This is a genomic window from uncultured Eubacterium sp., assembly GCF_937958975.1.
Taxonomy (GTDB): domain Bacteria; phylum Bacillota; class Clostridia; order Lachnospirales; family Lachnospiraceae; genus Eubacterium_G.
The window spans coordinates 60484-84373 of record NZ_CALGRE010000015.1 but is presented as its reverse complement, the minus strand read 5'-3'; the positions used below and the strand labels follow the sequence as shown (position 1 = coordinate 84373).

The 23890-nt window shown below is 34.7% G+C and carries 20 protein-coding genes; 5 read left to right on the top strand and 15 right to left on the bottom strand.

Annotated elements, in window-relative coordinates; translation table 11 throughout:
* Positions 1-181 precede the first annotated feature (181 nt).
* Together Q5O86_RS10880 and Q5O86_RS02550 are read left to right on the top strand one after the other, a co-directional pair.
* Positions 182-871: a Pr6Pr family membrane protein gene (locus Q5O86_RS10880; protein ID WP_368074728.1), complete on the top strand. Its 690-nt coding sequence runs from the start codon at positions 182-184 to the stop codon at positions 869-871.
* A gap of 54 nt (positions 872-925) precedes the next feature.
* Positions 926-2431 carry a M15 family metallopeptidase gene (locus Q5O86_RS02550; RefSeq protein ID WP_302625573.1) on the top strand — a complete coding sequence of 502 codons (1506 nt, stop codon included), beginning with the start codon at positions 926-928 and terminating at the stop codon, positions 2429-2431.
* A gap of 216 nt (positions 2432-2647) precedes the next feature.
* On the opposite strand, the gene Q5O86_RS02545 is transcribed toward Q5O86_RS02550, so the two are convergent.
* The 4 genes from Q5O86_RS02545 to rsmH all read right to left on the bottom strand — a co-directional run bounded on the left by Q5O86_RS02545 (position 2648) and on the right by rsmH (position 8130).
* Positions 2648-3430, bottom strand: coding sequence for a hypothetical protein (locus Q5O86_RS02545; protein ID WP_302625572.1), 783 nt, complete (start codon positions 3428-3430; stop codon positions 2648-2650).
* Between the two features lie 32 nt (positions 3431-3462).
* Positions 3463-5718, bottom strand: coding sequence for a DNRLRE domain-containing protein (locus tag Q5O86_RS02540; protein ID WP_302625571.1), 2256 nt, complete (start codon positions 5716-5718; stop codon positions 3463-3465).
* 272 nt (positions 5719-5990) lie between these two features.
* The gene (gene trpS / locus Q5O86_RS02535; protein ID WP_302625570.1) at positions 5991-6998 is read right to left on the bottom strand and encodes a tryptophan--tRNA ligase; all 1008 of its coding nucleotides are present in this window, start codon (positions 6996-6998) and stop codon (positions 5991-5993) included.
* Between the two features lie 67 nt (positions 6999-7065).
* Positions 7066-8130 (bottom strand): 16S rRNA (cytosine(1402)-N(4))-methyltransferase RsmH, encoded by a 1065-nt coding sequence (rsmH, locus tag Q5O86_RS02530; protein WP_368074727.1) that lies wholly within the window; start codon positions 8128-8130, stop codon positions 7066-7068.
* A 171-nt stretch (positions 8131-8301) separates the two neighbouring features.
* Between rsmH and Q5O86_RS02525 the strand changes: the two genes are divergently transcribed.
* Positions 8302-8781, top strand: coding sequence for an S-ribosylhomocysteine lyase (locus Q5O86_RS02525; RefSeq protein ID WP_302625569.1), 480 nt, complete (start codon positions 8302-8304; stop codon positions 8779-8781).
* A gap of 141 nt (positions 8782-8922) precedes the next feature.
* On the opposite strand, the gene Q5O86_RS02520 is transcribed toward Q5O86_RS02525, so the two are convergent.
* From Q5O86_RS02520 to Q5O86_RS02510, 3 genes are all read right to left on the bottom strand, one after another.
* Positions 8923-10866, bottom strand: a complete 1944-nt coding sequence (locus Q5O86_RS02520) for an RICIN domain-containing protein (protein ID WP_302625568.1) — start codon at positions 10864-10866, stop codon at positions 8923-8925.
* 106 nt (positions 10867-10972) lie between these two features.
* The gene (locus Q5O86_RS02515) at positions 10973-11740 is read right to left on the bottom strand and encodes a TraX family protein (RefSeq protein WP_302625567.1); all 768 of its coding nucleotides are present in this window, start codon (positions 11738-11740) and stop codon (positions 10973-10975) included.
* A gap of 17 nt (positions 11741-11757) precedes the next feature.
* Complete coding sequence (locus Q5O86_RS02510) at positions 11758-13599, bottom strand: alpha-amylase family glycosyl hydrolase (RefSeq protein WP_302625566.1); 1842 nt, start codon at positions 13597-13599, stop codon at positions 11758-11760.
* Between the two features lie 178 nt (positions 13600-13777).
* Here Q5O86_RS02510 and Q5O86_RS02505 point away from each other — a divergent pair, with 178 nt between their 5' ends.
* Together Q5O86_RS02505 and Q5O86_RS02500 are read left to right on the top strand one after the other, a co-directional pair.
* A complete protein-coding gene (locus tag Q5O86_RS02505) occupies positions 13778-15412 on the top strand; it encodes an ABC-F family ATP-binding cassette domain-containing protein (RefSeq protein WP_302625565.1) in 1635 nt (544 codons plus the stop codon).
* Between the two features lie 38 nt (positions 15413-15450).
* Positions 15451-16353 (top strand): alpha/beta fold hydrolase, encoded by a 903-nt coding sequence (locus Q5O86_RS02500; RefSeq protein WP_302625564.1) that lies wholly within the window; start codon positions 15451-15453, stop codon positions 16351-16353.
* A gap of 52 nt (positions 16354-16405) precedes the next feature.
* Here Q5O86_RS02500 and Q5O86_RS02495 read toward each other — a convergent pair whose 3' ends face one another.
* From Q5O86_RS02495 to Q5O86_RS02460, 8 genes are all read right to left on the bottom strand, one after another.
* On the bottom strand, positions 16406-17101 hold the full coding sequence (locus Q5O86_RS02495) for a DUF3800 domain-containing protein (protein ID WP_302625563.1): 696 nt from the start codon (positions 17099-17101) through the stop codon (positions 16406-16408).
* Positions 17102-17298: 197 nt separating this feature from the next.
* Positions 17299-18495: a sodium:proton antiporter gene (locus Q5O86_RS02490; protein ID WP_302625562.1), complete on the bottom strand. Its 1197-nt coding sequence runs from the start codon at positions 18493-18495 to the stop codon at positions 17299-17301.
* A 5-nt stretch (positions 18496-18500) separates the two neighbouring features.
* Positions 18501-19628, bottom strand: a complete 1128-nt coding sequence (locus Q5O86_RS02485) for a bifunctional chorismate mutase/prephenate dehydratase (protein WP_302625561.1) — start codon at positions 19626-19628, stop codon at positions 18501-18503.
* 14 nt (positions 19629-19642) lie between these two features.
* Positions 19643-20503 carry a 2-amino-4-hydroxy-6-hydroxymethyldihydropteridine diphosphokinase gene (gene folK, locus Q5O86_RS02480; protein ID WP_302625560.1) on the bottom strand — a complete coding sequence of 287 codons (861 nt, stop codon included), beginning with the start codon at positions 20501-20503 and terminating at the stop codon, positions 19643-19645.
* A 19-nt stretch (positions 20504-20522) separates the two neighbouring features.
* Positions 20523-21335 (bottom strand): dihydropteroate synthase, encoded by an 813-nt coding sequence (folP, locus tag Q5O86_RS02475; RefSeq protein WP_302625559.1) that lies wholly within the window; start codon positions 21333-21335, stop codon positions 20523-20525.
* A gap of 47 nt (positions 21336-21382) precedes the next feature.
* Positions 21383-21937: a GTP cyclohydrolase I FolE gene (folE, locus tag Q5O86_RS02470; protein WP_302625558.1), complete on the bottom strand. Its 555-nt coding sequence runs from the start codon at positions 21935-21937 to the stop codon at positions 21383-21385.
* 39 nt (positions 21938-21976) lie between these two features.
* The gene (locus Q5O86_RS02465; RefSeq protein WP_302625557.1) at positions 21977-23269 is read right to left on the bottom strand and encodes a folylpolyglutamate synthase/dihydrofolate synthase family protein; all 1293 of its coding nucleotides are present in this window, start codon (positions 23267-23269) and stop codon (positions 21977-21979) included.
* Between the two features lie 44 nt (positions 23270-23313).
* Complete coding sequence (locus Q5O86_RS02460) at positions 23314-23883, bottom strand: SH3 domain-containing protein (RefSeq protein WP_302625556.1); 570 nt, start codon at positions 23881-23883, stop codon at positions 23314-23316.
* Between the last annotated feature and the right edge of the window lie 7 nt (positions 23884-23890).

Below are 23890 nucleotides of genomic sequence, written 5' to 3'. Positions count from 1 at the left end.
TTTCTATCTGTATTTTTTTCATACTAAGCCCACTTTAACTTTTATATTCTACTATATCTCAGATATTTCTTCAAGTTCTCGCATCTAATCTTATCGTAATTTACCAAATAGATTTTTATTTTCAAAAATTTAACTGACATTGTAATTTGTCTATCGCAAATACTATAAATGGGTGATTATAATGAAAAAATTTATGAAAACAAATTTTGAATCAATTTATAGAATTATATTTATCATAATCTGCATGACTGGAATCATTATGCATTTTGATATCAACGACAGAGATTATAATACACATGAATTTAGTTTTTTTACAATTCAGAGTAATATCTTCTGTCTTGTTGTTATGTGCATTTTGCTCATCAAGCATTTTTCAGGCAAAAATAAAACTTCCGAACTTATGGTTTATTTTAAGGGTATGGCGCTTTCTTCCATAATTTGTACATTCTTAGTTTATCACTTTGCAGAATGCCGTATTGTCTATCCTATTTATGAAAATGGACTATTTAGTATTCCATTAAAAAGCCTATTGGTACATTACATTATCCCTTTTATGTTTCTCTTTGACTGGATTCTTTTCCAACCCAAGGGATATTTCAAATTTTATTATATTATTTTATGGCTGTTATTCCCTTATTTTTATATTTCATGCTTTTTTACACGATGCCATTGCAATGATTCCTCTGCTTTTATTAATGTGCCTAAATTTCCATACTATTTTCTGGATTATGAAACCTTAGGATACAGTAAGTGTTTCGGGTATATTGGACTTTTAGTATTTGTCTTACTTATCATTAACATACTGATTACTACAACAGATTACCTACTGTATAAAATTGGAATACACAAATCAGATTCAAACAATAAATAAGTCTTCTTTTTATGCTATAATATAAATACTATTTTTGATATGGAGGACTATAATATGAATACACAAACGACAAAAGCAGCATTGTTTGCTTTATTTACTCTTTCTCTGGCATTACTCTGCTTTCATTCCAATAAAATTACAGTTCAAGCCAACAATTTATCGGAAAACTATAAACCAACTATCACAGACACAATTATCGACAAATCTTCTCAGACAATAGAACTTCATTGGTCTGTAAATTCATCCGACTATGATTATTTTATTATTTATCGCTCAACTTCAAAAAACGGAAGCTATGAATATTATGATGAAACATACTCCCTCAGCTACACCGACTATGATGCTCAACCCGGAATTTCATATTATTACAAAATTGTAACCGTTTATGAAAATGATGATTGGGAAGAAATATTCAGCGACCCTGCTTATTCCAATGGTATGTGTATCCCTCTTTCTACACCGGTTATAAAATCCATAAAAGCTGTCAATTCTCACGGCTTAAAGCTCACATGGAACAGTTTCCCTGACACGGACGGTTATGCAATCTATCGGAGTGACAAAGCAGACGGTACATATACTTGGATAAAAAATATAAAAAATGATAATGACTGGTATTGGAATTTTGAAAATGAAATGACATATACGGACAAAAATCTTATTGTAGGCAAAACATATTACTATAAAATCAGACCATATGTCACATATCAGGGTACCAACTATTATAACAATTATTCTACTTACAAATTTGGACAGGCAACCATTAATTCTGCTGTAATTTCTAAGGCTGTATCAAAGAAAAAATCTACAAATACAATTACTTGGAAAAAAATCTCAGAGGCAAATGGCTATATTGTATACTATTCAAAAAAATACAACGGTAAATACAAAAAGCTAAAAACCATAACAACTAACAAAAAAGTCAGCTATACCCATAAAAAGCTAAAAAACGGAACAGCATATTATTATAAAGTTTATGCCTATAAAAACAATGCCGGAAAGCAGTTGCTCAGCTGTGAACCTGCAATATATGAAAAATACTGTGACTATTTTACATATGCAAATGAATCCTTTGAAAGCCGTCAAAAAAGAGTTTTTGGCAACAGCAAGAAAAAATGGTATTCTAGCGCTTCCAAAGCAAAAAAGAATATGAAAACTATCAAAATAAAAGTTTGGGATATTAATTCCAAAGGGAAAAAATATACAAGAAAATTTTATCTAACAGTACAGAAAAATCTGGCACCATCCGTCAAACAAATGTTTAAAGAAATATACAAAAGCAAAGAAAAATTTCCAATACATGATATCGGCTGCTATAGTTGGCGTGGAGATAATTCCACATCAGAACACTGTATCGGTGCGGCAATAGACATCAACTCCAACGAAAATTACATGATTGAAGACGGAAAAATCTTAGCCGGCTCCTTTTGGAAGCCAAAGAAAAATAAATATTCCATTCCTCTAAAATGTAGTTTAGTAAAAATACTGGAAAAATACGGTTTCCAAAGAGGATTCTGGGGAAACCGAAAAGATTACATGCATTTTTCCTACTTTGGAACCTGACGAGCAGTATAAGAATAGAAAGACAGGCAGCGGCTAAGTTTACTTAAGCCGCTGCCTGTCTTTCTATTCTTATGGTGCGACCAGCACCACTGAGATGTAGCGTAGCGAAATCGAAGTGGTACTGCTCGTCAGAGGAGTGATACTGCTCGTCAGAGGAGTGGTACTGCTCGTCAGAGGTGTGATACTTCTCATAAAAGGAGTACCCCTACTCTTATTCTATTCCACAATTTCAAATTCTCCTGATACCCACTGATTTTCTACCAGATGTGAATATCTATAATGCCCTTTTGTTAATCTTTCTTTCAAATCAATCCAAGTAGTTGAACCACTCTTGCCGAAATCGATTGTAAACACCATCGGTGTATCATAATACAGCCAGGAAATAATTTCAATATTTCCACCACTTCCACTTGCTGCATTTATCCACTCACCATTTTCTTCTTTCTCAAGTTTCCCAAATTGATAAGTAGTCATTAAAGCTTTATTTGTATAATTTGTAATTTGAATATTTAGTTTATTACATTCACACTCTCTTACAGGACTATTTAAAATTTTTAACTGTATCCCCTCTTTAACTTCAGTTTTCGTTTCATTTTCAACTGTCGTTGTTTCTTCTATATCATCTTTAATGTCTTTGTTCTTTGTACCACTTTTATTCTTTTTGGGAACCACTTTAATTTTTACAGTATATTTTTTATTTTTATACTTTGCTACAATTTTTGTATTCCCCCTTTTCATCCCCTTAATGCTAATTACATTTTTGTATTTTCCTTTTTTATTAACTATTTTTGCAATTTTTTTATTCTTCACTCTCCAGGTAACTTTTTTGTTAACATTTTTTAGTTTGACCGTTACCTTTTTTCCTACACGCACAGAAACTACTTTCTTGCTAACTGAAATTTTTTTTGTTCTTTTTACAGCATTTACCCCTGTATCACTAAACGTACAACAAGAAATTGCAATTACAAGTAATAATATAACTGACATTGTTTTTTTCATAAATCTTTCCTCCCCTCTAAATATTTATTCCTTTATTTATATATTTCAATTCCTTGACTCTTTTTTTCTCGAAACAAACTGAAATTTAATGGAGTAATCCTGGCTCCAGCATTGGAAATATATGTAGTTTCATCCGTACGATAACCTGCAGTATGAACTCCACACACAATATTGGATGCATTCAACACTGGCGAACCGCTCTGTCCTCCCTGAGTATTTGCATTATAATTAATTTCCTCATTACCTGCATATGTAATTTTTCCACTATCCTTAAATAAATTCCAGCCTGAATATCCTGATTGTTCATATACTGTATAACCTGCAACAGTAATATCACTATCATATAAGGAATCTGAGGTTTCAAATCCTAACCAACCTGTTTTTTCTCCAATGTTTCCATCAACAATAACTACTGCCCAATCATATCTTATCTTATTAACATTGCCCTTTTCTATACAATCTAAATATTTAGATAAACAATATATCTCTTTTACTTTATAAACTGTTGACGAACTTGTTCCATACTGAGATATTACTCTCATATTTTTTACCCAGCCCTCACTATTTACAACACAGTGTGCTGCTGTAACTATCACATTAGGACCTATCACAAATCCAGAACCATACACTCCATTGCTATGAGTATTACTATTATATGTAGCAAATGTCACAATTGTGCTATAAGGATATATATTAGGTGATACATAGGTCAATGACCCACCCGGCAAAATGCCATATGTTGATATTCCATCATTTATACTCGTTAATCCATTTGGTATAAAACCTGTCTCTATTTGATTTGATAAAGTGTTATCATACTCATGACAATATGAGATTTCTGACATATTAACATAATTTAATTTTGTTATTTCATTATCACATCTATATGAAATAGATATCCACATATATCCTGTACCAGAAAGTTCTGGTCCTCCAAATGAATCACCGGTTCCCTGTTCCCTAGCAACAAATACCAATCCAGTATCCTTTATCTTTCCATCTGCTATTTTTTGTACCCACTGAGTTATGTCCATATTATGACGTGTCTGATTCACTCCAGTAAATACACAACTTGTTATCAAATCATCTCCTATAAGAGGTTGATTATTCCAAGTAACCGTACTTGTATCCCATGATTCAATAGGTTGATACACTTCCACCGTTCCCGTTGTAAATTTAGGTGATTCTTCACAAATAGATAATGTTGCACTTTTTATTTCTTTTCCAATAAAATCTGCTGGTCCCTGCATATACTTGCTACCTTTTACAACATTACTGGTATCCAAGTATACCCTCTGTATTGAATTGCTTGAATTACATTGATTCTGAACATATAAAATGGAGGAATGTAAATTTAACCCAGAAGTATAGGGAGAACTATTTACTACTGCTGTGGATAAACCATTTGAAAACCATACTGCTGTAGGGTCAACAACAACAGGATATTTTGCGTTATTTAAATAGCTACTATCTATTATTAAATCTATATACGTTTCCCCTTGTTTCTCCCTAACTTGATATTCTATTTCTTTATATCGAACAATCCCATCCGAATCTTCTATTGTAGGGGTAGTTAAATATCCAATCTTTTTTCCTGAATCTTTATCTAAAATATTTATACTATCACTCAATTTCTTCTCTTCTAACTTTATATTAGTTAATGAAACTTTAAATGTTATAATATTGGAAGAGGGCTTGCTATTATATATAATTCTTTCCTTTACACCATTTGTATTTGAACAATATTCTATTTTAGTATTTTCTGAATTATATATTATTTTTTTATCTGAAATAGAATATGTAAAAGTTTCTCCTATATTTAAAGAAAAACCTAACTTAAAATTATCCTTAGTCAAAATAACATCACTATTCACAGGTGATTTGGGAAAAAACTGCTTTGAGTCGCCGCTTTTATTAACAGCAACATAATCTTCTATTTTTTCATCTCCAAACTTATGTAATAACTTTTCATCATCATAACTAAGACAAACTAAATTATTATCATAATCTACTAATTCTCCATTTTCCATATATCTAATATTATTAGTACAAATATCTGTTCTAATGGTACCATCACTCATAAGAAATGAACTAGAATTTTCCGTTCTTTCCTCAACTAACTCTTTGACAACATTCGTTTCTTTTCCAATTACTTTACTATGATTCTTTACATCCTTACTATCATCAGCTAATAATGTTACATCAAAAATCGAAAATGTATTACTTATTAATAAACATAAAAACATTACTAATATTAATACCTGTTTTGTTTTTCTTGCCAATCTCATTGTTCATCATACCCCTTTCTTCTATATAAAATCCGTACAGTTATATATTTTTAGTATACCATGCAAAGCAAAATATTCAAGTCCTTTAAAGTAATTTTATTACAATTAACTACTTAACTTGCAATGTTCAAATTCACACTATAAATTATTTTTAAATTGCCATACTATCTCTAAAATTAAAGCGGTTCATTAAAAACAATAAGACAATGCAAAAACTTCTTTAAAATTTGCATTGCCTTATTTTTTACGTTTTATTGATAATCAAACTTTAACTACACTCTAATTCTCTCTATCAAACCAACCTTCTTCTGCACTTTTCTCAAAGTTTTATTTGCAAAATATGCAGCTTTCTCATCGTTTTCTTTAATCACACTGTTTATATAAGTCTTATCTTTCTGTAAATCATAAAACTTATCCTGTAATGGTTTTAGTCTGGCCACAACAGATTCACCTACCGCCAGCTTAAACTCTCCATATCCTTTGCCATCAAACTCTTTTTCCACTTCTTCAATTGTCTTATTTGTCATACATGAATATATATTAATAAGATTCTGAATCCCAGGCTTGTCATCTGAGTATCTGATTTCCATATCCGAATCCGTTACTGCCCTCTTAAACTTTCGAATAATTGCATCCGGGTCATCCATTAACAAAATACTTGCATTCGGATTTTCATCTGACTTTGACATCTTTTTTGTCGGGTCCTGAAGACTCATAATCTTTGCTGTAGCCTTTCCAATATATGGTTCCGGAATTGTAAATACATCTCCATACACGCCATTAAATCGATTCGCTATATCTCTTGTCAACTCTAAATGCTGCTTCTGGTCTATTCCAACCGGTACCACATCCGCCTGATATAAGAGAATATCTGCCGCCATAAGTGATGGATATGTAAACAATCCAGCATTAATATTATCTGCATGCTTTGCTGACTTGTCCTTAAACTGAGTCATTCTGCTAAGCTCACCCATATATGTAAAACAATTCAAAATCCATGCCAATTCAGCATGTGCTGAAACATGTGACTGATAGTAAATACAATTCTTTTCCGGGTCAAGTCCTGCTGCGACATACAATGTATATAAATCTTTTGCTCTTTTTCTCAGCTCTGCCGGATTCTGCCTTACTGTCAATGAATGTAAATCTGCAATCGCATAAAAGCACTGATATTCATCAGCCATTTTAATCCAATTGTCCAATGCTCCCAGATAATTTCCCAATGTAAGTGTTCCTGTCGACTGCATTGCACTATATAAAACTTTATTTTCTCCTAACATATATTCTCCCTCCTTTTCAATCGCTTTTATTATAATAACACTAATTCACTTATTTGTGTAAAAAATCTCACTTCTTCACTGCCCAACGCATTTTTGTAGACTTTGCTCTGGGATTCCTATTGCATTCTTCCCTGGATGGTCTTATCACATCATCCGCTATTTCACTATATACACCTGCCTTCTTCAATGCCTTAAATGACTTTTTCACAAATCTGTCCTCTCCTGAATGAAATGTCAAAATCGCTACTCTGCCATTAGGTGCTAATGCATCAGGTAATTTTTCCAAAAAATCATATAATACTTCAAACTCACTATTCACATCTATTCTTAACGCCTGAAATGTTCTCGCACAGCATTTCTTTATTTCATCTTTTCTATCTTTCACTGGCAAGAACTGTAATGTGTTCTCAATTATCTGACTTAACTGTGTTGTTGTTTCTATTTTTTTCTTTCTTCTGTTTTCTATAATCGCCTTTGCAATTTCAAAAGCATATGGCTCATCAGAATTTTCAATCAGCATACCTTCCAGTTCATCAAATGAAACCGTCTCCAATCTCTCTGCTGCTGAAATCCCTTTTGTAGGATTCAACCGCAAATCAAGGGGACCTTCAAATTTATAGGAAAACCCTCTCTTTGGATTGTCAATCTGCATTGACGATACCCCTAAGTCTGCCAATATAAAATCGAACGGTCCATATTCCTCTGCAACCTTATCTATATTTTGAAAATTCGTATTGACTGTTGTCAACATTTCCTTTCCAAAACCTTTTTCCTCCAACCTTTTTGTTGTCTTTTCTATCTCGATAGGGTCAATATCCAAACCATAAATATGACCTTCTCCCCCTAGGCATTTTAACATTTCTAACGTGTGTCCCCCATATCCCAGGGTAGCATCCAACCCTTTTTGTCCTGGTTTAATCTGTAAAAAATCTAATATTTCCTTTACACATATAGATATATGCATTCCTGCCGGTGTACTCCCCTTAGAAATCACTCTATTTATTGTATCCTTATATTTGTCAGGGTTATGTTCTTTATATTTTTCCTCATACTTTCTAGGATGTGTCCCTTTATATCTCACTCTTCTTTTATGTATTTTTTCTCCTGAAATATTTTCTTTCTCTTCATTCACTATTTTTCCCTCTCTCTGCCACTAAAATATTTTATGTATATTTTAACACATTTCGACTTCGTGTCACTTGATTTTTTATATTAACTTAATTATGATGTACTTGTTTCATTATTTATCAAATATGAAACCTTATTATCACAGACAAATCGAAATAATATTTAGGAGGTTCCCATGGAAAAAATAACAAGTTTTACAATAGACCATTTAAAACTTTTACCCGGGCTTTACGTTTCCAGAAAGGATAAAGTCGGAGAACAGATTATCACGACATTTGATATACGAATGACAAGACCAAACTTTGAACCTGTTATGAATACAGCCGAAGTTCACACAATTGAACATTTAGGAGCAACTTTTCTTAGAAACAATAACGAATACAAGAATAAAGTGATTTACTTTGGTCCTATGGGGTGCAGAACCGGGTTTTATATGGTTTTGGCAGGGAATTATTCCTCAAAAGATGTTCTTGAACTTGTCAAAGATATGTATCGTTTTATGAAGGATTTTGATGGTGATGTCCCAGGTGCATGCGCCAAAGACTGCGGAAATTATCTTGACATGAATCTTAATATGGCAAAATATGTTTGTAAAAAATATTACAGTGAAGTTCTTGAGTCTATTACGGAAGAGCAGTTAAATTATCCGGAGTGAGAAACTCTATGCCCCAATTATTCACCTTATGAAAATTTAAGCCGGATTTTCAATTTGAAAATCCGGCTTTCTATTACAAAAACAGTTACTCAGCTCTTTACGTTTTAGAAGGGGGTCTTCTCCAACGCAAATTTTTATATCTTAGTTTACCATTACAAATTTCCAAAGCTGATTTGCCTGTTGTTTGTATGTCCATTGTTGAACATTTCCACCTCGGCTTGTAGACCATCCGCCTACCTCAAGACCCTTATTACTCTTCTGGTTAATAAGACTTGAATAACCATCTCCAATATATGTTATCCACCAATGTTTATTTGAATAACCTGTCTTATAAGTCCACATATGAACATTTGCTCCATCATTTGTTGAGCATGAATCAACATCTAACACTTTTCCATTTAATTTGCTATAAATGATAAAGCTGCTATCACTATTCATCGTCACATACCATCTCTGTGCATTTGTTCCATTATCATCCCACTGCTGAACATTTGCCCCATCATTTGTATTGGAGCCTGAAACATCTAACACTTTTCCACTGTGCTTATTTACTATTTTGTATATTGCCTTTTCAACTTTAATAGATGACGTTTTATCATTCCAGTCATTTCCTATCCAGCTTGTATCACCGGTAACAACCTTTGTGCCTCCTGAGAAATTATCATCTGCATAAAGAGTTACTTTGTATCCGAAAGGAACTTTGATAGAAGACAAATCATCATTTTTGAATCCCTTAGCCTGAAGTGATGCAAGATTGTATTTACCTTCTCCAAGAGAAGCAGAACGTCCACCATAATTAATATCCTGGTAAATGTAAATCTTTCCGGAAGCTGTATTCACACTTGATGATGAACCTGAGGAAACATTACCCGATGTGCTGGAACCACTGGAGGAACTTCCTGATTTATGCGTATAAGTGTACGAACCTGTATCCTTAGTAAATCCTGATGTATTACAATATGTGAACCAATATTTTACTGTATCGTTCGATTTCAATCCATTAATTGTATAAGTTGCCTTTGTTCCTGACTGCTTCATTCTCACATTCTGTTGTGCACCGCCATTTACAGAATAATGAATATCTGTCCATGATGAATTATTTACATATGCTGTAGCTGAGCTTGAACTTGCATAGTTCATTCCCATACCGCTTGCAGGTGTCGATGTGGAACCACTTGATGTGTTTCCTGATGAGCCGGAACTACTTGAAGAGCTGCCATTATTCTTATCAACATTACTTGAAGATGAGCTGGAATAAGACGGACTCTCCTGGTATACACGAACGTAATCAACTTTCATTTCCTGTGGAAATGCACCGTCATTAATAGAAAATCCCGGCCAGTTTCCGCCAACTGCAACATTTAGCAACAAATAAAACGGTCTATGAAACTCTTCTGTATCACCGGCATTGTTTCCAATATACATCTCATAAAGTTTGTTTCCATCTACAAACATTCTGATATACTGACTATCCCACTGTAATCCATAAGTATGATATTGCATTCTATCAGAAACCCCTGTTGAAAGCCCATATTCTGCATGACCATTACAATTCCAATGACATGTAGCATATGTCTTGCTTTCAGCATTAATTGCTTCCATAATATCAATCTCACCACATGACGGCCATCCTACACTGCCGATATTTGCTCCGAGCATCCAGAATGCCGGCCATATACCCTGACTCGATGGAAGTGCAATTCTTGCTTCTACATAACCATATTTAAATGTAAACTTTCCATTTGTATTCAGTCTTGCTGATGTATATCTCATACCACCATAAGACTCTTTTTTTGCTCTAATATGCAACGCTCCACCGGAAACATAGGCATTATCTTTTCTATTTGTGTAATATTGCTGCTCATTATTTCCCCAGCCACCAGAGCCTGTTCCAATTTCATATCCCCATTTTGATGTGTCCAGTGAAGAACCATTAAATTCATCACTCCAAACTAATGTAGATGATTTTGTCGGCGCTGCCTCGACATCTGCTGTCATTTTCTGTGTTGTAATACTGATAGACGATACCACAAGTGCAAACGACAAAACTAATGTTGTAGCCTTTTTTAATAATTGCTTTCTCATAAAAATCCTCCATTTAAAATTTATAACGATCATTTCTACTAATTCCAGTATATGTCATATAATTAAATGAAAAAGGACTTTATTTTATAAAAAAGGGGGCAATATTTTATAAAAATATCCATCGCTTCAATGTTACCAGTAACATTAAATGTATCGGATAAAACCAGTAAAAAAAGTATTTTGCTTTTTTACATCCCGGTTTCCCATTATATAAAGCAATAGGTACTATACTTATAATCCCTGCCCACTGTATTCCATAACCAAACATTCCCATATTAAAAACAATATTGGAAACTATTTTCCCTATATGATGCTTTTTAAAAACATAAAAACATATAATCAACAGAACTCCGGCATAAGAATATGTAACTTTAAATAAATATGCTGCGCCAAGACCTAATGCCATAACAATCAGTTCAGCCACTACATTTAATCTTAATATTCCTATTTTCTCTAAAATCATTTTGGGATACTTTATTGCGAATCCTGTAATCAAATCCAAAGCCCAAATAACCATAAAACCAAAAAACAGTACAAATATAACATTTTGTTTTTCCATATAAAAAATCCTTCCAAACATCATATTATATGGAATCTCTGATACAAGGGCAAATATTCCAAGCCTTATGGCATAACTCATACGATTTTTTGTATGAAAATATCCCTCAACAAGAACAAAACAAAATATGGGAAAACTTATTCTTCCAATAATTCTACACACTTCATATGCCTTTGCATAATCGCTGAGCAATATCAATCCAATATGGTCTATCATCATTGTGATAACCGCAATTATTTTTAATGAAAAAGTGCTAAGTCCCCATTTTTCTAAATTAATATATTTTCCTAAACCTTTATCATTAAACTCTCTCATTTTTGACTCCGAACAACTTAATTATTTCCTGCTGCCAATACATGAATGCACCTTCCGGGTACACAATGCATTCTCCCAATTTCCTCTGTATTTTCTAATCCATTATCTGTAGAGAATACCAGCTTCCATTTCTTTTTATTTCTGGCAGACGGTACCCCAAACTGCTGTGGCTCCCAGTACATATTATATGCCACATACACATCCGCTTCTTCCTGCTTTCCCTCTATTAATGCATATTTACCACAATACATCGCAGAAAAATGTCTGTTAAAATGGCTGAAATCTGCATACCATGCCTTTGTTCCATGATACGACATATCCGGAAGTCCATAAGATTTATAATCCATCTGACGTGTTTCTTCTGACAAATGAAGTATTTTATGCCCTTTTCTGAAATCTATTAACATTTTCGTAAAAGCAAAAATCTCCTTTGCCATAGCATTGCTGTTCCAGTTTGTCCATGAAATTTCATTGTCAAGACAATATGGATTATTGTTTCCTCTTTGGGAATTACACATTTCATCCCCCGCATAAATCATAGGAACCCCCTGACTTAATAGCACAAGACATAAAGCATTTTTTATCTGCCTTTTTCTTAAATCCATAATTTTTCTTTTTCTTGTATTTCCCTCTGTGCCACAGTTCCAGCTATAATTATACACTGCACCATCCTTATTATTTTCCCCGTTTGCCTCATTATATTTTCGTTCATATGTGACCATATCATAAAGGGTAAACGTATTGTGGTTTGCTATATAATTTACGACAGCAGCTCCCGGAGGATTTGCTTTTATTTTATAACTCATCGTATTAAGCATGTCCTCATCACCCTTTAAGAATTTTCTGGCACAAATCATAAAATCATCATTGAAATTTGCAAGATTTCTTGTCTCATTTTTTGTACTGTAAAAATCTGTATTATGGGAAAAACTGTAGGTGAAAATTTTCGTAGTACAAAGAAGATTGTCTGTCTCAATCATTCGCATTACTGCTTCCTCACAGTTTACATGGATTCCATCAATATGATATTCCATCACCCAATAATGCAGACAATCCAGAATCCTTTTCGGATTGGCTCCGTGCGGAAAGAAAAACTCCATTGAAATCTCGATTCCATTTTTATGAAGCTCTCTTACCATATATTTAAATTCTTCTACTTCACTTCCCGGATTTTCACTGTAAGCATATGCCGCCTTAGGCGCAAACATATAACCGTCTGTATATCCCCAGTAATTTAACACCGGTGCTTCTATGTCAAACTGTCCTCTCATAGATGTGGCGGATTCTTTTTTAATTTCTATAAATTCATATGCAGGCATCAACTCAATCATAGTAACACCCAGCTCTTTTAGATATGGAATCTTATCTACAATTCCCAAATATGTTCCCTTATGTCTTACTTTAGAACTCGAATGTTTTGTAAATCCTCTTACATGCATTCTATATAATATAGTCTCATCGAAAGGTATATTTAATGGTGCATCCTGCTGCCACTCATAATCATCATTGATAATAATGCCTCTAAGATTTTCACCTATACTTCCCCACTGTTTCTTTCCCGATAATGCTTTTGCATATCGGTCTGTAAGAATTTCTCCATTTATTGCAAAGTTATATTCATAACTTTTATAATCAATTCCCATTACACTCATTGCATAAACATTTCCAATTACCTGGGCATTTTCAAATGGAATCCTGAAAGCTTCCTCTTTTTTTCCTTTTTCATACAATACTACTTCACAATTGCTGCCAACTTTTGCAGTAATTGCAAAATTTACCGCTTCTCCTATTACAGTTGCCCCCATGACCAGAGGATTTCCCCTGTACACTTTAATCTTTTCTAATACATTATTATCCATGCTGTCTCCCTTTCCTGCCATATCTTTTTGTAACTAATATGAACAATTATATCACATTCAAAACTGTATTTAAATCTCTATTAACATTGCTTTCAGTTTCAAAAACTGATATACTTTGATTTGCGGTTAATTTTGGAATTTTTAACAATAATAGAAATATATAAAGTGAGGTTTAAAAATGATTAGTACAAGCAATATTTCACTGCGTTTTGGAAAGAAAGCATTATTTGAAGAGGTTAACATAAAATTTGTACCGGGACACTGCTATGGTCTGATTGGCGCCAACGGTGCCGGTAAATCTACTTTCCTTAAAATTCTTACAGGAGAAATTGAACCAACAAGCGGTGAAGTCATTATCACTCCCGGAGAACGTCTGTCTTTCTTAAAACAGGATCATTTCCAGTATGATGAGTATACAGTTCTTGATACTGTCATCATGGGAAATCAACGATTATATGAAATAATGAAAGAAAAAGAAGCTATCTACATGAAAGAAGACTTTAGTGACGAAGATGGCATCCGTGCTTCCGAACTTGAAGGAGAATTTGCAGAGATGAACGGATGGGAAGCCGAATCTGATGCTGCTACTCTCCTAAATGGACTTGGTGTAGACACAGAATTTCATTATAATCTTATGAAAGATTTAAACGGTTCTATGAAGGTCAAAGTATTATTAGCTCAGGCTCTATTCGGAAATCCTGACATTCTTTTATTGGATGAGCCTACCAACCATTTAGATTTAGATGCCATTGCATGGCTCGAAGAATTTTTAATAAATTTTGATAATACGGTTATCGTTGTATCACACGACAGATATTTCTTAAATAAGGTTTGTACGCAGATTGCTGACATCGACTATGCCAAAATCCAGCTCTATGCCGGAAACTATGATTTCTGGTATGAGTCAAGTCAGTTAATTGTAAAACAGATGAAAGAAGCAAACCGCAAAAAAGAAGAAAAAATCAAAGAACTTCAGGACTTTATTCAGAGATTTAGCGCCAATGCTTCAAAATCGAAACAGGCAACTTCAAGAAAACGTGCATTAGAAAAAATTGAACTTGATGAGATAAAACCATCCAGTCGTAAATACCCTTATATTGACTTTAGACCTGCCAGAGAAATCGGAAATGAAGTTCTTACTGTAGAACATTTATCAAAGACAATTGACGGTGTCAAGGTTTTGGATGATATTTCATTTATTATCGGACGCGAAGACAAGGTCGCTTTCGTTGGCTCTAATGGGTTGGCAAAGACCACGCTCTTTCAGATTCTCATGGGTGAAATGGAACCTGATGAAGGAAGTTATAAATGGGGAATCACAACAAGTCAATCTTACTTTCCTAAAGATAATACCAAAGATTTTGACTGCGATGATGTGATTGTAGACTGGCTTACTCAATACTCAGAAATCAAGGATGCAACTTATGTTCGTGGTTTCCTTGGAAGAATGTTATTTGCTGGTGATGACGGAATGAAGAAAGTAAAAGTCTTATCCGGTGGAGAAAAAGTGCGTGTTATGCTGTCAAAGCTTATGATTAGCGGTGCAAATGTCCTGGTTGTAGATGAACCTACTGACCACCTTGACATGGAAAGCATCACAGCGTTAAATAATGGCTTGATAAAATTTCCGGGTGTACTTCTCTTCTCTTCAAGAGACCATCAGGTCGTACAAACCACAGCAAACAGAATTATGGAAATTGTAAATGGTAAGCTGATTGATAAAATCACAACATATGACGAGTACCTTGAGAATGACGAAATGGCAAGAAAGAGAACTGTATATACGACAGAGGGAATGGACATCGAAGATTAATTTTATATTTATTACAAATAATAGAGTTGGGAGGGATTATGAGACCAACAACTATAACTTATCCACCGGAAGGCATTAAGCCTATTGGTGTTATAGAATTTGTGCATGGTATGTGCGAAAAAAGGCAGCGTTATGCTGATACACTGAAATATTTTAATAATAAAGGATTTATTTGTGCTATTTCAGACACAAGAGGGCATGGAGAAAACATTTTAACCAATGAAGATTTGGGCTATTTCGGTGAAGATGGATACAAAGGACTCGTAGATGATGTTCATGAATTTACGATGTATTTAAAAAGAGAATTTCCGAAACTCCCTTTAATTCTTATCGGTCACAGTATGGGGTCTCTCATTGTCCGCACATATTTAAAGAAAAATTCCAGAGAAGTAGATGCTGTCGTTATCAGCGGTTCCCCTTCTAATCGCTCATTTATTAAATTGGGAAAGGCTTTTCTGAAATTTATTGCCCTCTTTAGAGGCTGGCATTATAGAAGCCCGATGGTAGAAAAAATGGTAAACGGACCTTTTGAAAAACCATTTGCAAAAGAAGGAATTGTTAATTCCTGGCTTTCTACGGACAGACATATTGTTGAGTTATATAACAGTGACCCTCTATGCGGTTTCACATTTACACTAAACGGTTACTATACTTTATTTAGCTTAGTCCAGCAGGTGTATAGTAAGATGGGATGGACAAGTAAAAATCCTTCTCTCCCTGTAATGTTTATCTCCGGTGCAGAAGACCCCTGTCGAAAAAATGACAACGCTTTCAAAAAGGCTGTAATGCATTTAAAACGATGTGGTTATCCAAATACTTACTACAAACTATACCAAGATATGAGACATGAACTTTTCAATGAAAAAGGCAAATTAGAGGTTTATAAAGACATCTTAAAATTTCTTGAAATAAAAGGCGGAATAGAGATAGAAGTTTTGTAAACAAACATTAATTTTGATATATTAAGAGCTTCTACTATAATAGTAGAAGCTCTTAATATATTGTTTTTTTATCAAACTCCTTTTTTGATATTCCTCTTAAAAAATCCTTCTTTAAATCTCTTTTGGTATGAAAAATTAATTCCTCCGACCTTGTCAAATTCTTTCCTGATATTATTTTAATTTTTAATAATTCCAAAGTACAAATCAAATCTGCCACTTGAAATAATCGATATTCACTCGGAATAACTTTTCTAATATTGTAACTTGCCAACTCTGTTGCTAATACAGTATTTAGTATTCTATTAAGTTCATGCTGTCCATTGTCATAATACAAATTTACATTTTTAAAACTCTGAAAAAAGCCCAAATTTTCACGAATAAATTGCGATATATCTCGTGCCATTCTGGCTTCCATTTTAAAAATATTACTGTACTTATTTTTTTGAAATACAAATGTTTTATATGTAATATCACTTTTAATTGTAAAATAATATAATTTTGTAAAAATAGCCCGCCGCTCATTCGGCGTAAAATACTGATAAGGATATTCCCTTCTTATTAATGGTTCCGTATGTACAGCATATTCTTTATAATCCAAATTTTCTAATGCCCTATCTAACTTGCTTATCATACCTGATAAGTCTACATCTTGGTTATGAAAAACCATTGCTACAATATAATACGGTGAATGAACATCATTCAATCCAAAATCTCCGGATTCATCTACAAATATGCTAAGTACTTTCATTCTTTTCTCCCATTTATATAAAAATAAATGGCGGGGAGTCTCCCCGCCGAATAGGTTGGACCTGGGTCTCACAACCAGCCCAAAAATGTAACAATTATTACACTATTATTGTATGATTATACTAGCATGTTTATTCTAAAAACACAAGTATTTCCCAAAATAAATTGTCTTGTATAATTTCTATATTTAACAGATATCTAATTCTTTTCCAACAACAGTTTATGCCCCATATCTATCCCGAAAGCCCCAAGCGGTGCAGTGATTATAATAGACAATACCGCAACAGAGAGTACAATTTTTCCACAAGGAAGCCCCAGAGAAAGCGGGACGGAACCGATAGCTGCCTGCACTGTTGCTTTGGGTAAATATGATATTACACAAAATAAGCGTTCCTTAAAAGTAAGCTGTGTACCAAGCATACAAATCATAACACCCACAGAGCGAAAAACAAGGGCAATAAAAATCATTCCCACGGCAACGATTCCTGCATCCAATGTGTAACGAATGTCTACTGCTGCACCAACGAGTACAAACAAAATCACTTCCGCTGCAATCCATAATTTTCCAAACTTTTCAGACAGTCTTTGAGATACCGAAGAAACGCTTTTTATTTTAAGAACGCACGCCATACTGACGACTGCCAATAATCCTGAAACAGATACCATGCCTTTTGCCCATATTTCAATCGCCATTAACATAAATGATACTCCAAGCACAATAACAACCTTCATACTATTTCTGACAAGATGATTATGTAAATAAGCCGTTTCAAAAAACAGAGACAAAATATATCCGGCAAATGCCCCTAACAAAATTCCAAGTATGATAGAAATAGGAATATTAACAAAATCCATAACTTTTGCACTGCCGCCCTGAGCCATACCGGCAAAAGTCGAAAACAATACTATAACAAAAATATCATCACATGATGCCCCGGCCATAATAAGCTGCGGAATACTTTTATCTACTCCATATTTATTCTCTATAAGATAAATCATTCGAGGTACAACTACTGCCGGAGAAACAGCCGCAAGCACAGCCCCCATAACAGCCGCTTCCATGCTCGAAACTCCTAGAAGTTTTGGAGCAAATAAAAAATATCCTATTATCTCCATACATGCCGGTACACATGCCATCATAACAGCAGGTCTTCCAACTTTTTTAAGGTCAGCGATATTAAGTGATAGCCCCGCCTTAATTAGTATAATAATAAGAGCCATTTGTCTCAATTCTGCCGAAATATTCAGGATAGATAAATCAAGAGCATCAAGAACAAAAGGGCCTAATATAATACCGGTCAAAAGCATACCTATAATTCGAGGTACCTTAATCCTTTGACAAATTGCAGCCATTGCAAGACCTACAAGAAAAATAAGCGATAATGATGTCAACATAATATTTAATAATTCCCTAATATTTTCATATTTAATGATTCTGCATTAATACCACTCAGTGCATTGATGACCCCCGCCTGTGTTGCTTTTCCTTCAAATTCTACATAAAATCTATATTCCCATTTTCTCTCAGGAACCGGTCTCGATTCTATCTTTGTCATATTCAAATCATTATAAATAATATGTGACAACATCTGATATAGTGTGCCGCTCTCATGAGGCATTTCAAAGCTGATACATATCAATCCCGCATTTCGTCTTGTAATTCTGTCTCGGCTTATTATGATAAATTTTGTTGTGTTTGTGGCATTAAAATTAATACCTTTATGTAAAATCTCCAATCCGTAAATCTGCGCAGCATTTTCACTGGCAATACAAGCCCTTGTTTTATCATCCTGTTCTGCAATATATCTGGCGCTAATTGCCGTATTTGCAAGATTCACTTTTCCCCAGCCATGTTCTTCTATAAATGAATTACTCTGCATAAATGCCTGCGGATGAGAGTAAACTTCTTTGATGTCTTCTATTTTTGCTCCTTTTACGCCACAAAGGCAATGCTCAATCTTTACATCAAAGGTATCCACAATGCAATTATGAAACTCTACTAATAAATCATATACATCTGTGACGATTCCTGCAGATGAATTTTCAAAAGGCAGGACCGCATAATCCGCGTTCCCATCACTGACATATTTCATTGCTTCCCGGAATGTGGTAACATTCACATATTTCACTTTTTCTCCAAAATATTCCGTAGCAGCCTGTTGGCTATATGCCCCTGGCAGTCCCTGATATACAACGGTTACATTCTCTTTCGGCAATTCATCCACTATATCAAATCCGATATCATTGTTTACCCCTTCCTCTGTAAGAAGCTTATACTGCATTTTTCTGCTCATAGACATAATCTGCTCGAATAATTCTTCCACGCCGTGTGCATAAAATTCGTCTGTCGCTTTCGTCTTCAATGCTGCAATTTTATCTAATTCGCGCTTTCTATCTAAAACCGGCTTTCCTGTACTCAATTTATATGCAGCTACGTCTTTGCAGACTTCCATTCTTCTCTCAAACAGTTTTATGATTTCCTCATCAATATTATCAATTTCCTTTCTGCTCTCCTGTAAACTCTTCATATTTTCGTCCTTTCCTACGTCTCTTTAATCTTGCATCCACTACAACCACTGCATTTATTTTCTGGTTTTAGTTCTTCCAGCATTTGTGACACTGTTTTTTTGTAAATAGGATGTACTGCATATGGTGCAATCTGATTCAACGGTTCTAACACAAACAATCTTTTATGCATTTCCACATGCGGTATCTTTAAATCCGGTTCATCAACCATTTCATTGCCATAAAAAATAATGTCAATATCTAAAGTTCTTGGTCCCCAGTGTAGTTCTCTTGTTCTTCCTGCCTCTGCTTCGATAATATTTACCACATGCAATAATTCTCTGGGAGAATACAAAGTTTCTATTTCAATACATCCATTCAAAAAATTGTCCTGCTCCACCGGTCCGTATGGCTCGGTCTCTATAAAATTCGATACTAAATTCACACGACAATTATCATCATCATAGAGGCTGTCTATGGCCTGATTCAGATAAGAAGTCTTATCTCCCATATTCGAACCGATACTCAAAAATACTTTATTCCATTTTCTATTTACCGTGACCGATACATTTCCAAACGGCAGTGAAATCGGTGCATTGGGTTTATTGACTGTAAGCTGAATCCCCTTTATTTTAGGAAATTCTTTTAATAATTCCCTCGCCATCTGCTCGGCAACCGCCTCTATTAAATCAAAACGTTTTTCTGTCATAAACCGATTGATAAACTTGCATACCCCGGAATAATTCACCGTATCTTCTAATACATCACTGCTTCCAGGTGTTCTTATATCTGTATACAAATCAGCATCCACATAAAACTTTTGACCATTTATCTTTTCATCTTCACGGCAGCCATGATACGCAAAAACTTCCAGCTGCCTTATTTTAATACAATCCATATTATTTTACCCTTTACGTTCATTTTACGCCCTTGATAGCCTTGGCCATCATCAGTGCCTGATAATTTTCTTTCACATCATGGACACGGAAAATACTGCATCCCCTCTCGTATCCCATTACTGTAGTTGCCACTGTTCCTGCCATTCTATCATTCTTGTCCACATCTAAAGCGAATCCTATCACAGATTTTCTTGATGTTCCAAGAAGAATTGGATATCCCAGCTCTTTTAATCGAGCCACATATTGAATCGCCATCAGATTCTGTTTGAAATCTTTTCCAAACCCGACACCCGGGTCCAAAATAATTTGTGAATCTTTTACCCCTGCATTATGAGCAATATTCACAGATTCACGAAGTTCCTCTAAAATATCTTCCACAAAATTATTATAGTTTGTATTATCTTTATTATGCATCACGCATACAGCTACTCCGCTCTCTGCCACAAGCTCTGCCATATCTGAGGTTCCCCATTTCAAGCCCCACACGTCATTAACCATATCAATTCCGGCACCGACACCTTCTCTTGCCACTTTTGTCTTATATGTATCAAGAGAAACGGCAATATCAAACCTCTCTTTTACTGCCTCAATCACCGGAATTACCCTCTCAATTTCTTCTTCCTCCTGAATCAATGTATATCCCGGTCTCGTAGACTCTCCACCGATATCAATAATTTTCGCACCCTCTGCTATCATCTGCTCTGTATGTTCAAGCGCTTTATCTATACTGTTCCATTTTCCACCATCAGAAAATGAATCCGGAGTTACATTTAAAATACCCATAATAATCGGTTCATTTTCTAAATCAAAGCTGAATTTTCCAATATTCATTTTTATTCCTTTCTGTCTGCCACCTTACATGTATTAATATAAAAAATTTATATTACAAGCATGGTTATCTCCTGTCTCAACGCTTGATTTTCCTGAAATACCCCCTTTGCTGCAAAAGTAATGGTCTTACTTCCCGGCTTTTTTATTCCTCTTGCGGACATACACATATGTTCGGCTTCAACCATCACATATACACCTTTTGCACCGAGATATTCTTCTATTGCCTCAGCTATCTGATTTGTCATCTGTTCCTGAATTTGCAGACGTCTGGCATAAACCTCAACTGTTCTTGCTAATTTACTAATTCCAACCACTCTTCCATTCGGAATATATGCTATATGAACCTTACCATAAAAAGGCATCAGATGATGCTCACAGGTAGAGTAAAATGTGATATCTTTTTCAATTACCACATTTTCATTGTCACAAGAAAATACCTTAGATAAATGCTCTTTTGGGCTTTGTTCCATTCCCGCACACAATTCCTGATACATTCTCGCCACTCTCGCCGGAGTTTCTTTCAACCCCTCTCTGTTTACGTCCTCACCGATACCTTCTAATAATAATTTTACTGCTTCTTGAATTTTTTTCTGATCAAACATGTCAATCTCTCCTTTCGGCTTTAACTGTTTGCATTCTCCTTATAACAGTTCTTCCACTGCTATTTTTAAGTCTCCTAAATACGACAGTGAACCAAACGCTAAAATCATATCCGCCTTCTTTTCGCATACCGTTTGAAACGCTATCGCAACAGCCTGACTGATATCATCTGCTGTTTCCACATTGTCATTATATTTTTTTATTGTTTCTGCTAATTTCTCTGCCTCTAATGCCCTTTCATTATCCGGTGTAACGGTTATTATTTTTACTGCCCGTTTCCCAATCAGTTCAATTTCAGTCTGAAAGTCCTTATCAGCCAACACTCCCATTATAAAGGTAATTTTCTTATTTGTAAAATACAAATCAATAGAACTTTTTAATTCCCTGACTGCGCCCGGATTATGAGCCCCGTCAATTACAACATATGGATTATCATGTATTACTTCCAGCCTGCCCTGCCATTTTGCCTTTTCCACTCCACGCTCAATACTTTGCTCTACATGAAATCCTTGTTTTTCTAATGTCAATGCTGCCTCAATAGCCGTAATGGAATTTTTTATCTGATATGTCCCGAGAAGGTTCAATGTTACATTGTACTGTTTTCCATTACCCGCTCTATAACAATATAAGGTAACAAGCTTATCCCGTCGTATATTCTGCCCCTTTCCACTTATGGTTAACGGTGCATCCCTTTTGATACAAATTCTTTCAATTATATTTTCTACCCCATTTGTCTGTTCAGAAAGGACAACCGGACATTTTTCTTTTATAATACCAGCCTTCACCTTTGTTATATCTTCAATGGTCTCTCCTAAAAACTTTGTATGGTCTAAGCTGATAGTGGTAATAATACTGCACATTACACGCTCAAATACATTCGTGGCATCTGTTTCCCCTCCCATACCACACTCAACAATAACAATATCACATTCTTTTGCAGCAAAATATGAAAAGGCCATTGCTGTTTCGACTTCAAATGGAGTAGGGTGAGGAAATCCACAATTCACTATATAATCACATTTTTCTTTTATCCATGTGATGATGTCTGCAATTTCGTCTTTTTTTATATATTCGTCATTTATCCTTATAATCTCTCTATCATCAAATACCGCCGGAGAACTATATCTCCCCACTTTGTAACCCGCTTCCATAAGAATACTCTGTAAAAAAGCACAGGTAGAACCTTTTCCGTTTGTTCCCGCCACATGGACAACCTTTAATTTTTTTTCAGGATTTCCCATTGTTTTCAATAATCTTTTTATACTGTCTAATCCTAAGACACTTCCATACCTACTGATTTCCTTTAAATATTCTCTCGCTTCCTTATAATTCATTTCCTCACCTCTTAACAGAATAATGGAGCTGCAGTGCAGCTCCATTATTCTTCATCATATACATTTGTACGACTCAAATATTTTGTAGATACATATCCTGTATTACCATCATATTTAACCTTTGTCCATCCGTTTTCAGCTTCGTATACCTTAACCGGTTCTCCTTTTTCAATCTGAGCAATAATATTATCCGATGAATCCGAAGTCGGCTCACTTCTAAGATTTACTCCCTCATTGGTGTACATCATTGAAGAATTATTGTCTGCCGAGCTGTCCCCGTCATCTTTTTTGGTCGTCTCCTGATTTGTTGTAGGTTCTGCTGTCGTCTCATTTTTTGTTGTCGTCTTCTCAGCAGCCGTCGTCTGTTGAACGGTGGTCTCCACAATCGACTCTGTGGTCACCTCAGGTTTTGAGGTTGTCTTTACCTCACTCTTACTTTTTTTAGAAGAACACGAAACACTTATGACAACAATTAAAATCAGTAACACTGCAACAGCCGCAATTCCGGCAATCATCATATTTCTTTTTTTAATTTGCTGTGCTCTTCTGATTTCTGCATTTCGCCTTCTATTTTCAACAATTCTTCTAATTTCTTCGTCTCTTGTTTCTGGCATCGATATC